10 protein-coding genes are annotated in these 11,413 nt (G+C 62.5%); 3 read left to right on the top strand and 7 right to left on the bottom strand.

What is annotated here, in order from left to right:
* Window positions 1-124 precede the first annotated feature (124 nt).
* On the bottom strand, window positions 125-1,750 hold the full coding sequence (locus B2790_RS17325) for a methyl-accepting chemotaxis protein (RefSeq protein ID WP_286919316.1): 1,626 nt from the start codon (window positions 1,748-1,750) through the stop codon (window positions 125-127).
* A gap of 255 nt (window positions 1,751-2,005) precedes the next feature.
* On the opposite strand from B2790_RS17325, the gene B2790_RS17320 reads away from it, so the two are divergent.
* Entirely contained in the window at window positions 2,006-2,404 is a 399-nt protein-coding gene (locus B2790_RS17320) for a tetratricopeptide repeat protein (RefSeq protein WP_286919315.1), read from the top strand.
* Between the two features lie 189 nt (window positions 2,405-2,593).
* Window positions 2,594-3,838 (top strand): DUF1835 domain-containing protein, encoded by a 1,245-nt coding sequence (locus B2790_RS17315; RefSeq protein ID WP_286919314.1) that lies wholly within the window; start codon window positions 2,594-2,596, stop codon window positions 3,836-3,838.
* A 118-nt stretch (window positions 3,839-3,956) separates the two neighbouring features.
* On the opposite strand, the gene B2790_RS17310 is transcribed toward B2790_RS17315, so the two are convergent.
* Window positions 3,957-5,456, bottom strand: a complete 1,500-nt coding sequence (locus tag B2790_RS17310; RefSeq protein ID WP_286919313.1) for a PLP-dependent aminotransferase family protein — start codon at window positions 5,454-5,456, stop codon at window positions 3,957-3,959.
* Between the two features lie 78 nt (window positions 5,457-5,534).
* Between B2790_RS17310 and B2790_RS17305 the strand changes: the two genes are divergently transcribed.
* Window positions 5,535-7,247, top strand: coding sequence for an NAD(P)H dependent flavin oxidoreductase family protein (locus B2790_RS17305; RefSeq protein WP_286919312.1), 1,713 nt, complete (start codon window positions 5,535-5,537; stop codon window positions 7,245-7,247).
* A 107-nt stretch (window positions 7,248-7,354) separates the two neighbouring features.
* Here the strand turns inward: B2790_RS17305 and dapA are convergent, their stop codons facing one another.
* The 5 genes from dapA to B2790_RS17280 form a co-directional block, all read right to left on the bottom strand.
* Entirely contained in the window at window positions 7,355-8,221 is an 867-nt protein-coding gene (gene dapA, locus B2790_RS17300) for a 4-hydroxy-tetrahydrodipicolinate synthase (RefSeq protein ID WP_286919311.1), read from the bottom strand.
* A 121-nt stretch (window positions 8,222-8,342) separates the two neighbouring features.
* The gene (locus tag B2790_RS17295) at window positions 8,343-8,495 is read right to left on the bottom strand and encodes a hypothetical protein (protein ID WP_023661540.1); all 153 of its coding nucleotides are present in this window, start codon (window positions 8,493-8,495) and stop codon (window positions 8,343-8,345) included.
* 103 nt (window positions 8,496-8,598) lie between these two features.
* Window positions 8,599-8,856 carry a PAAR domain-containing protein gene (locus B2790_RS17290; RefSeq protein ID WP_025339593.1) on the bottom strand — a complete coding sequence of 86 codons (258 nt, stop codon included), beginning with the start codon at window positions 8,854-8,856 and terminating at the stop codon, window positions 8,599-8,601.
* Complete coding sequence (locus tag B2790_RS17285; RefSeq protein WP_349681753.1) at window positions 8,853-9,392, bottom strand: DUF6708 domain-containing protein; 540 nt, start codon at window positions 9,390-9,392, stop codon at window positions 8,853-8,855. Before B2790_RS17285 ends, B2790_RS17290 begins: the two co-directional genes overlap by 4 nt.
* A gap of 265 nt (window positions 9,393-9,657) precedes the next feature.
* Window positions 9,658-11,413: T6SS effector BTH_I2691 family protein (locus B2790_RS17280; protein ID WP_286919309.1), on the bottom strand; the 1,756-nt coding region annotated here is incomplete at its 5' end.

The raw sequence follows: 11,413 nt of genomic DNA, 5'->3' as shown, positions 1-11,413 counted from the left end.
GCTCCCACAGGTACAGCACATTCCTTGAGCTGGTGAGGTCGCTGTGGGAGCGGGTTTACCCGCGAAGCAGGCGACGCGGTGGATGGCACCGGCTGCGCCGGTGTTCGCGGGTGCCCGCCAGACCTCAAACCCTGAACCGCCCCACCAACGCCGTCATCTCCCCCACCAACCCTGATAACGCCTTGCTCGCCTCACTGGTCTGCTGCGCCCCCGCTGCCGAGGATGTCGACAGCTCGCGAATGTTCAGCAGGTTGCGGTCCACCTCTCGCGCCACCTGGGCCTGCTCTTCGGCTGCGCTGGCAATCACCAGGTTACGCTCGTTGATCTCGCCGATCGCACTGTAGATACCCTCCAGCACCTGCCCCGAAGCCAGGGTCACGTCCAGCGTCGACTGGGCGCGGCTGGTACTGGCCTGCATCGAGGCCACGGCCGCTTCGGTACCCGCCTGCACGCGCCCGATCATCTGCTCGATTTCCTGGGTCGACTGTTGCGTACGGTACGCCAACGTACGCACCTCATCCGCCACCACCGCAAAGCCGCGCCCGGCCTCGCCCGCACGGGCGGCCTCGATGGCGGCATTGAGCGCCAGCAGGTTGGTTTGCTCGGACACCGAGCGAATCACCTCCAGCACCTTGCCGATGTCCCGCACCTGCCCGACCAGTTGCTGCAGATGCGCGCTGCTGGCCTGGATCTCACGAGTCATGGCCTCGGTGCCGTCGATGTTGTCACTGACTTGCCGGCGGCTTTGCGCTGCCAGCTGGTTGGATTCGCTGGTGGTCTGCGAGGTAGTGATGGCATTGCGCGCAACCTCCCCCACGGCCGTGGTCATTTCGGTGACGGCGGTGGCGGCCTGCTCCAGCTCCTGGCCCTGCTGGCGCAGGTTGTTGGCACTTTCCTCGGTGACGGTATTCAGCGCCGTGGCGGCTGCGTCCAGTTGCCTGGCGCAGCTGCTGATCTGCCCCAAGGTGTCGCGCTGGCTCTGCTGCATGCGTTCAAGTTCATGGAACAGCTGCCCGATCTCGTTACCGCCCTGCCCCTGCACCGGCACGCTCAGGTCGCCACCGGCAATGCGCTGGAAGTGCCGGCCAGCTTCGCGCAGCGGGTGCAGCACGCGCTGGGCAACAAAGGCCCAGCACAGCGCCGCCAACAACAGCGTCACGCCCAGCAGCCCCAGGCTCAGCAATTGCGCACGCGCCAGGCGCCGGTCGGATTCCAGCATGATCTGCTGACCGCGCTCACTCAATGCGCCGACCAGTTGCTGACGCAGTGCCTGCAGCCGGCCCATGGCGTTGCCGGCGTCGGTGTTGACCTTGAAATACTGCTCGAGCGAACGTTGACGGGTTGCCTCACGCTGCCCGGCGACCGCCTTGGCATAATCGCCATAGGTGACCTGCAGCGCGGTTGCCAGTGCGTGCAGCGCAGGCTCGCGGGCGTTTTCGACAAACTCGTCCACCAGCTTCTGGCTCTTGTCGTTCAGCTCGACCGACAGCGCCATGCGCTTGTTGGCGCTTTCCTCATGACCACCCAGCTGCTCGATGAAGCCCGAGGACACATTGGCACTGGCGCGAATCGCCATCAGCAACGCATTGTTCAACCGGTCCGACTGGTGCGCGGTCTGGTCCAGTTCGGTGATCTGCTGGTCACTGCCTACCGCCGCCCGCCAGGCACTGACGGTGGAAAACAGCAGGGTCACGCTGAACAGCGACAGCACCCAGAACATTCCGGTGCGGATCTTCAGGTTGGCAAGCATGCGGGCAGTACTCCTTGTTGGCACCACTTCTGGTCGATGATTCGACGGTGGGTGTGCTGCTATCGGAGGTACTGCCTCAGGCTTGAGGCGCCGGAGTGCGGTTATGGGCGGTAACCGAACAGATGTTGTCGAGGCAAAGACCGGGCAACAGGCAACAAGCCGACCAGCCGGGAACTTCAACGCTCCAATTCGGTCGATAGCATCCCCTCGCCCTCCAGCCAGGGGCTTGCCCAAGCCCTGCCGAGTCTACCGCCGATGCCCAGCACACCTGTTCTGTCAGCCCTGCTCCTGTTGTTCAGCGCAATCACGGCACAGGGCGCACTGGCCGGCGAACGCTACGCGCCCGCACGCAGCAACAATGCCTCGACGGTGCTGATCGAAACCGCCTCGCAACAATATGCCGACGGCCAACTGGACCAGGCGGCGGCCACCCTGGAGCGTGCGCTGCACATTCAGCCGAACAACCCGGCAACGCTGCACTACCTTGGCGTTTTGCGCCTTCAGCAGGGGCAGTATGAACAGGCCGAAACCCTGGCGCTTCGCTCCAACCTGCGTGTTGGCAACAATCACGCACTGCGCAGCCGCAACCTGCAGCTGATAGAAGCCGCGCACAAGGCCCAGCGCTCGGGCATGCTGCCGACGGCTGCACGCTGACGGCGATCAGACGCTGCGCGTCCGGCCACCATCGACCTGCTTTGCACCCACGCGCATTACCCGGTAAAGTCGGCGCCAGGGCGCTGGCTGCGCCTGCGGTCCGCGCCAAGGGGTTTCCCGAGCCATGCGTCATCACATTCCCATACCAGCTCCCGGCTTGTCGGCGGACCGAGCCCCAAAGGAGTTGGCATGCCCGCCATCAATGCATCCCGCCACCACGGCCTGCTAGACCTGCCCGCCTTGCGCAAACGCGCCAAACGCTTGCTCACCGCCCTGAAAAACCACGAGGCCGACGACACTCGCGAGCAGCTACGCGCGCTCGGCCTGCCTGGCCCTGACTACCGGCTTGCCGATACCCAATGGCTGGTGGCCCGCGAGGCCGGCTTTGCCAGCTGGCCCAAGCTCAAGGCCCATGCCGATGCTGTCGCTTTCGCGGCACGCCACCCAGGCTTCACCGCCGATGACGAGGCAGCCGTGCAGCATTGGCGCTGCGGCAACGACATCGCCCACAGCTTGCGCACGGCCGGTTTTGCCGGTGCCTTCCAGATGTTCGAGGACCCCATGGTCATGGGGCCCGTCTGCGCACTGCCCGAGGAGCAGTATTGGCAGGCTCGGGCCGCTTACATACAGCAGGCGTTCAACCTGAGCACCCAGGACGTTGAGCAACGACAAGCGGCACAGCGCACCGCCCTGGCCGGGTTGAACAGCGACAGCAAGATCGTGCTGTGGTGCGAGGGTGACGCTTACGACCAGCTGTTCCTGATCCGCGTACTCGCCAGCCTGCCCAGCCTGCCTCGCCGTCTGGAGCTGATCGAAATCACCCAGGTACCTGGCGTCGAGCGCTTCATTGGTATCGGCCAGCTGGCCCCGGACCTGCTCGCCTGGCTATGGCCACAACGTCGCGCGTTGGGTGAGGACGTGCTGGCTCTGGCCCGCCAGGCATGGGCAGCCTATACCGCGCCTGACCCAAGGGCCTGGGCTGTCCTGGCGGGCATCCAGCATGCGGCCTTGCCGTTGCTGGGCCGGGCCCTTGCGCGGCAACTTCAGGAACTACCGGGGGCGAACGACGGCTTGAGCCTCACCGAGCGCCTGTTGTTGCGCGTTCTGGCGTCACGCGGCGAACTGCCGGCCGGACGTGTGTTTGCCCAGTTGATGATGCAGGATGAACCGCTGCCTTACCTGGGCGACATGATGTTCCATGTTTTGCTGCAGCCCCTGATCCATGCACCGCACCCGCTGCTGCTGGAAGGCCCGGGCGAGTCTTGGGCGCAACGGCCGTTGCGGCTGACCGCACTTGCCGAGCAGGTGCTCGCGGGGCAGGCGCATTGGCTTGACCACAGCCCTGCGCAGCGCTGGGTGGGTGGAGTGCTTATCAATGCCGCGGACAGGCCCTGGGTGGTCAGCGAACAAGGCGAAGTGTGGCAGCGCAAATAGCCCGCTCAAGCCTGATCAGGTAACGCGGTGGATGGCACCGGCGTTGCCGGTGTTCGCGGGCATGCCCGCTCCCACAGGGAATGCGCTAGCTTTCAGAGCTTGAGCAAGACCGTTGCGCCTACGGGACCGATGTTGCAATCGCCTTCGCCGCTTGCGCCAAACGTTGTGTAGCCAGCCGGATTTCATCCATGTCCAGCGAGGCGAAACCGAGGCGCAGGGCATTTTCCGCATGACCAAACGGCGAAAACTGCCGGCCACTGCGTACCACCAGGTCCAACTCCAACGCCTTGTCAACCAACTGATCCACATCGATCCCGTCAGCAAACCTCACCCACAGTGCCAGCCCACCTTCCGGCTCGCGCACGGTTACCTGCTCGCCAAAGGCATCGTGCAAGCAAGCCAACAGGGTCTCTCGACGCCGGCGATACTCCCGGGCAACCCTACGCAAATGCTTTTTCAGCTCGCCATCATTGATCAAGTCCGCCAGCATCTGCTGCATCACCGCATCGCCCTGCCCCAGGGTCAGCGTCGCCCTGCGTTCGAGCGCCGCAGCCACCTCCGCCGGCGCCACGATGAAACTGCAACGGAACGTACTGCCCAGGGACTTGGACAATGAGCCAATGTAGATCACGTGCCGCTGCTGACGGTCGCTGGCCAGCGGCAGGTAAGGCCGCCCGGCGAAGTGGTACTCATGGTCGTAATCTTCCTCGACCACGCAAAAGTCATGCTGCCGCGCCAGCTCCAGCAACTGCTGTCGGCGCCCGGCAGGCAGGCTGACCGTGGTCGGGAACTGGTGATGGGGAGTGATGTACAGCATGCGCACCTGGTGCAGCCGGCACAGTGCATCGATCTGCTCGACCCGGCAGCCCTCGTCATCCAGGTCCACGGTGACCAGCCGGGCGCCCAGCTGGCGGAAGATCTCCCACGCAGGCGGATAGCTCAGGCGTTCGACCAGCACAACGTCACCGGGCTTGAGCAGCACGCTGCCCACCAGGTACAGCGACATCTGCACGCCCTGGGTCAGGCAGATATGCTCGGCGCCAACGTTCAGGCTGCGATTGTGCCGCAGCATGTCGGCCAAGGCGCTGCGCAGGGAGTGGCTGCTGCACGCACTGCCATGGCGCACGGTGTTGGCTGCAAAGCTGTTGCGCAAGGCGTTACGGTAATAACGGTGCAGAACGGTCTGCGGCAGCAGGCGGTGGTCACAGGCACCGTTGTCGAAGAACAGCGCACCCGGCCGATCCTGCTGCGCGGCAGCCTGTTCGTTGGCCGCGAAGTAGGCAACGGCAGGCTCCTCCTGTAGCACCAGGGCAAAGGGCTGCGCTGCGTCGGGCTCGGCCAGGGTGCCAGCCGCCAACTGCCGACTGACGAAGGTGCCGCGGCGCTGCACGCTTTCCAGCCAGCCCTTGGTCTCGGCTTCCTCATAGGCGAGGATCACCGTCTTGCGATTGACGTTCAGCAGTTGCGCCATTTCCCGCGTGCCGGGCAACGGCGTACCGGGGCGCAAACGGCCCTCGGAGATCGCGGCTACCAGGCCCTCGACGATCTGCCTGTACGAAGCCTGCGGCTGCGCCCCGTCGAGCTTGAGCAGCGGCTGCCATTTGCGAAGCTGGACCATGTGAATTAACCAAAACTGGAGGTTCTACTGGTCCTGGACTATAGCAACAATCGAACCTCCACTTGCCCCGAGGTGCCCATGCAGAACCGCCACGTCATCGAATTGTCGCCCTCGGGCAAAACCTTCGACGCCAGCCAGGAGCTGCTGCTCGATGCCATGCTCGCCAGCGGCCTGCCGGTGCCCTTCTCCTGCCGCCGCGGCGCCTGCGGGTCGTGCAAGGTCAAGGTGGTGTCGGGGCAGTATCGGCACAAGCAGCGGACGGCAGACATGCCCGTGCCCTGCTACCCCCTCGCCGCCGACGAAATGTTGCTGTGCCAGAGCCACGCCTGCAGCGACATGCGCCTGGAAATCCCCGGCTGGTCCCTGGAAACCCAGACGCTGGAAATCCACGCGCAGGTTCATGGCAAACGCGAACTGAGCACCGATATCATCGAACTGGTGCTGCAACCTGCACAGCCGTTGGCGGTACGGGCTGGCCAGTACGTACGCTTTCGGCTCGACAACGGCGACAGCCGCTGTTTTTCCATCGCCAACCTGCCCGCCCAGGACCAGGGGCAACTGGTGTTTCACATCCGCAAGGTAAGCGGCGGCCTGTTTACCGAACGCCTGCTGCCAACCCTGCAAGCAGGTGACAGCTTGAAACTTGAAGGGCCGGTGGGTGCCTGCACCTGGCAGCACGCGGACCAGCGGTCCCTGGTGCTGTTCGCCACTGGCACAGGTTACGCCGGCATCAAGCCATTGCTGCTGACCGCCCTGGCAGGTGATGCCGAGGTCACGTTGTACTGGGGCGGCAGATCGGACGCCGACTTCTATGACCGTGAGTTTCTCGACCAGGCCAGCCGCGCACACGCTCACTTTCGCTGGCACCCGGTGCTGGCGGACCAGGCGCGCGTGCAGCAGGTGGCGCTGGCCCAGGCCCATCGCTGGGCCGACACCCAGGTCTATGCCTGCGGCAATGTCACGATGATCAGCCAGGTTCGCGAGCAGTGCCTCGCAGCAGGCCTGCAGCCCCATCGTTTTGTCGCGGAGGCTTTCGTTGCCAGCGGCGCACTGGCGCCCGAGGCTTCAACAGCCAGCCCATTGCACCCGGAGCTGGAAAAAGTCGGCCCGCGCTACTCGCTGGACGGCATGCTCGCTGCCCGCGAGCAGTCGGTACGGGCCGTGACCGCGATCGCCAGCCAGCTGAAAGTCGGCATGACCACCGCCCAGGCGCTGGAGATGGCCGGGCAAACCTTGCAGGCAATGGGCGCATCGCACACCTGGCACCCGACCTACATCCGCTTTGGCGACGACACCGTGCGCACGCCGCGCCAAGGCATTGATCTGCAACGTGTATTACGTAACACGGATATCGTCGTGGTCGATGTCGGCCCGGTATGGGATGGCTATGAGGGCGACTATGGCGACACCTTCGTGTTCGGCCAGCACGAGCTGCACCACGCCTGCGTCAAGGCACTGCATGAAGTGTTCGACGAAACCCGCCAGGCCTGGGGCCGTGGCCTGACCGGGCGCGAACTGTACGACTTCGCCGAGCGCAGTGCCCAGGCAAAAGGCTGGCAGCTGGAGCGCAACCTGGCCGGGCATCGCATCGCCGACTTCCCGCATGTGCTGTATGGGCAGGACAAACTGGCCGAGGTGGAAATCGTCCCGAGCGAAGTGGTGTGGGTGCTGGAGATCCAGTTGTGCCACCCTACCGAGCCGGTCGGGGCGTTTTTCGAAGACATCCTGATTGGCGAGGCCAGGCCGCTCCCAGAAGCAAGCGATCCGCGTACCCTGTGGGAGCGGCTTTAGCCGCGAAGAATCCAACGCGGTGCATGGCACCGGCTGCGCCGGTGTTCGCGGCTAAAGCCGCTCCCACAGGGGCCCTGCTGATTCAATGAGTCATGTGCCGTTCTATCTCAAGCACCGAGCGAATCCAGCACGCCTTGCAGCTTGCCCCGGGTCATCTCGGTGCACGGCTGCATGGGCTCTCGCAGTTCGTCGCTCATCAGCCCCTGTAGCTGCAAGGCCGCCTTGACCACAGCCGGGTTGGGCTCGGCAAAGGCCATCTTCATCCACGGCAGCAACTGGTAGAACGTACCGCGCGCGGCTACCCAGTCGCCATGGTCGACCTGCTGCAGCATGCGCACGTACAGGTCGGCGCGTACATGCGCCGAAGCCGAAATGGCCCCTGCGCCACCCAGGCACAGGTTGTTGAAGATCTGCACGTCCTCACCGGCCAGCACCTGGGCGTGGCCGTCCTGGATCAGGGCCATGGTGGTCTCGCTGTCGCCGCCGCAGTCCTTCACCGCCGCGATGCGCGGGTGGCGCACGATGCGCCGCAGGGTTTCACGCTCGATGCGTACCCCGGTGCGGTAGGGGATGTCGTAGACGATCACCGGCAGGCTGGCGGCATCCGCCACGGTGCTGAAGAACGCCTCGATGCCGGCCTGCGAAGGCCGGATGTAGCACGGTGCAGGGACCAGCAGTCCGCCAATGTCGCGCCGCTGGATTTCAGCCTGGAAAGCCAACAGCTCGCGCAGGTTGTAGCCCGACAGGCCCATCACCACCCTGCCCGGTTCCACCAAGGCCAGCACAGCGTCCAGCACGGCCAGTTGCTCGGCCTTGGACAGCGCCGCTGCCTCGCCCGTGGTACCGCATACCACAAAACCGGCCACACCCTCTTCGAGCAGCTTCTTCACCAGCTTTTCCAGGGCGGCGAAGTCGATTTCATTGGCGCGCATTGGCGTGACGAGGGCGATCCAGATACCACGGAAATTCGACATGCAAAAACTCCTGATGTTGACCGAAAGTCAGCGTCAGCAGGGCGAAGAGTCGAAGTGGTCTGGCAGGGATACCTGGCGCCTTCTGTCTCGTCAGCCCACCTGACGAGACAGCGCGCCTCGGTCAGATGAGCGGCTGTTTCTTGGATTTCTTGGCAACGGCAACGCACGCGCCTGCCTGGGCGATAAAGCCCGAAGCGAAAATGGCGTGGTTGGAAATGGACATGCCGGCAAGCCCGTTGCGTGGATATGGCTGGATAATGGTGGCGCGGCGCACTCGGTGTCAACACCGAGATAGCAAACCCATCCGGCTGCGCTGGTGTTCACTGCCAAAGCCGCACAGAGATCTGTGGGCCCGATCTTGTACAAGAGGTATTTGATCAATCCAGCATCCACCCAGCATCACCCTCCTCCAGCACACCACCGTGATCCGTCCGGTCACCTTTACGCGCCACGGCCGCGCCCTCGACCAGGAAATGCTCAGCCCCGCTCTCGATCACGGCGCCGCACGTGGTCCGATCCCCCACCCTGGCAACCGCCCTGCCATTGAAGGTGTACGTGGCACTGCCGCTTTCTACCTGGTTGATGCCATGCAGCGGGCAGACATGTCGATGGCCTACCAGTACGACAGGGTTCATTGGGCTTCTCCTTCTGATGGCCCGGTACGAGATTCACGATCCATGTCCTCCGGCCAATGAACCTTGGGTGCCAGGCAATGCATGTGGCTCAGGCCATCGTCGTCGTTCCAGTCACGGGGTGGGTGCACGAACTTCGGCAGGGCTTCGGGGCCTTGCTGCATGAATAGCCGGGCGATCGCCCAGTAGGCTTCGCCGTGATACAGGTCGTGGGTGAAGAAGACGCGGTCGATGACTTCGTTGGTTTCCGGGTTGCGTATCGATAGCATAACGTTTTCGATCAGGCCGCCGTGGCCGGGAGCGTAGACTCGGTAGACTTCGGCGGTTACGTCGTCCCAGTTGTAGGCGACCGGTTTGACGCCCCAGTGTTTGCGGCTGAACAGGAAGAGGTAGTTGCATCTGAATTGATAAACATAGATCTTTCGACGCAAGCGATTAAAACGTATTGGTTCGTCTCGTGGAAGTGCCAAGTCTAGCCGGACAAATGAAAAGACGACCCCTATGCAGATTAGAGGCCCGAGTATCAAGATTAGCTTCATAATCCAACCGAAGGCCTGACTGTAATCAATGAGGCCCCAATACACTTGTACAGCTACAAAAAACAAGAACAGCAGTGTCGGAATGCCAAGCAAGGCCAATACACCTCGTAGACGGACTGTAGATCGAGGCAACTCCATGTATACATCATCAGCATGGTTTGGTGGCGGATTAATATCGTTCAAACTCAAGAGCGATGTGGGTGCTTCGTGGGCGCTCGGTAGATCGTAGCGCCAGGCTGGCGCACGTCTCATTAGCACTCTTGGCTCATGCGTCGTCATTTGCCCTCCGGTTACATACCTCAATATACGCACTTTCAATTTCTCGGTCCGGCCAGTACATTACCAGCAATGTTGCTGCGACAATGGAGTGCGCTCCAATTGTCGGCATGAGTTCTATAAGGCCTGAGATAGCCAACTGGGACCGGTCATTACCCTCCGAAAAAGAAGAGTACTTTTTATCAATATTAAAGTCGCTTTTATAGTCGGGCAGCCTAGGCGGAGAAAAGCCAGGGAAGCTGGCCGACTTGGAAGAGCCAGTTGAGCGACGTACATGAAACTCATCCACAACCAGCGTCTCTCCTCCCGTGTAGTCCGGGAACTGGCCATCACCTCGACGATGGACTGTCAGGCACCACCGATATGCCGACATTCCGTCTTTGTACTGAGGTAGGATTATCTTGAATTTTATTTTTTGTTTCCGTTCAAGACCGGTCAACCCTCCGATCCTTGGAGTGGCCGGGTCGCTTACCAGATTCGCTTCGAAGTGGAGTTCTGCCTGTACACCTAGCGTGGCGGCGTTGAGCTCCGCAAATGCGATGTCTGCGTATTCCGGGCTTCTCCAGTGAATGACTGGCGTCTCATCTGCCTTTCCAAAACAGCACCGTCGGGCCCACCGTTCCAGAGCGGATGACTCATTCTCTTCAGCGCTTTTGCTAAGCGTATAGGCAGTCAACGCCAGCACTACAGCGAGGCCTACGGGTCCCCATACAGTGGAACTTAATGCTGTTCCAGCGACGGTAATGGCGCTGGCCCCGTAAAAACCTGCAGCCAACCAGTATCGTATCGCTGCTGCACCATCTCCTGCTGCCGATGCACGTTTAGCAGCAGAAACTGCCTGTGCTGCCTCAACAAACCCGACGACAGCGCCTATTACAGCACCGATCTTTATCAAGGTCTCGCCTGTGGCAGTAGCACCTTTGGCCCATGGCATACCCTTATAGGCACTTGCCCGCAACATGAGCCCAACCAGTTCGATATGCCCTCCCAACACTCCCAAGTACGATCCTTGCAACGCCAACTTGGCCTCATACGCCTTCGGCCCAATCTCCGCTTCCGCCTTGTCCTGATTCCTGCCCAGACTGTCCTGCTGCAAATACAACCCGCCTATCGCCAGCAGGACCTCCCAGCTGCCAGCGATCCCGCGCAACCCGGAAAAACCGGTTCTAACCAATCGGGCCGCCTGCTGCGTCGTGATCTTCATCCCGTGCAACAACCTGCGCGCATCGGTTTCCAGCGTCCCCGCTGCCACCGAGATATCCACCAAGGCAAGCTCCGCCGCGCTGCTCGCCTGGGTTACCCCCATGCTGGCCTCCTTGAGCAACCGCCCATGCACTTCCTCGGCCTTGCCCTCGACCCACACCGTCACGCTGATCATCGTATTGGTGAACCGCGGGTCAAGCACGGCCAGGCTCATCAACCCATGTTGGATGATCGGCCGCACCTTGCGCATGGCCTTCATCGAACCAAACTCGAAGTCATCGATATTGCGACGCATCCGGTCTCGTGCCTCGGCGATCGACGCATTGGCCTTGTGCTGCAACTCCCGGAGGTGGGCGCTCTGCAAGGCGTAGTACTCGCCCAACTTCATCTGCACTTCCAGCTCGATCAGGTGCACGCCGTTGCAGAGAAACTGCGTGGCGCTGTTCAGATGCCGCACGGCCTTCTGAATGCCAGGCGACAGACATGGTGCCAGCCGCTGACTGGCCGCATTGAGCGCACCCTGCGTTTCAGCAATGGCCTGC

The sequence above is a fragment of the Pseudomonas sp. UBA6753 genome (assembly GCF_002453565.1).
In the GTDB taxonomy this organism is placed as follows: domain Bacteria; phylum Pseudomonadota; class Gammaproteobacteria; order Pseudomonadales; family Pseudomonadaceae; genus Aquipseudomonas; species Aquipseudomonas putida_Z.
The sequence above is the reverse complement of the archived record's forward strand: the minus strand, read 5'-3'. Positions and strand labels throughout refer to the sequence as shown.

Coding starts and splice junctions, on each gene's coding strand:
- B2790_RS17320 (WP_286919315.1), top strand. CDS start 2,006: ATGCCCAGCACACCTGTTCTGTCAGCCCTGCTCCTGTTGTTCAGCGCA.
- B2790_RS17325 (WP_286919316.1), bottom strand. CDS start 1,750: ATGCTTGCCAACCTGAAGATCCGCACCGGAATGTTCTGGGTGCTGTCG.
- B2790_RS17310 (WP_286919313.1), bottom strand. CDS start 5,456: ATGGTCCAGCTTCGCAAATGGCAGCCGCTGCTCAAGCTCGACGGGGCG.
- B2790_RS17285 (WP_349681753.1), bottom strand. CDS start 9,392: ATGAAGCTAATCTTGATACTCGGGCCTCTAATCTGCATAGGGGTCGTC.
- dapA (WP_286919311.1), bottom strand. CDS start 8,221: ATGTCGAATTTCCGTGGTATCTGGATCGCCCTCGTCACGCCAATGCGC.
- B2790_RS17315 (WP_286919314.1), top strand. CDS start 2,594: ATGCCCGCCATCAATGCATCCCGCCACCACGGCCTGCTAGACCTGCCC.
- B2790_RS17305 (WP_286919312.1), top strand. CDS start 5,535: ATGCAGAACCGCCACGTCATCGAATTGTCGCCCTCGGGCAAAACCTTC.
- B2790_RS17290 (WP_025339593.1), bottom strand. CDS start 8,856: ATGAACCCTGTCGTACTGGTAGGCCATCGACATGTCTGCCCGCTGCAT.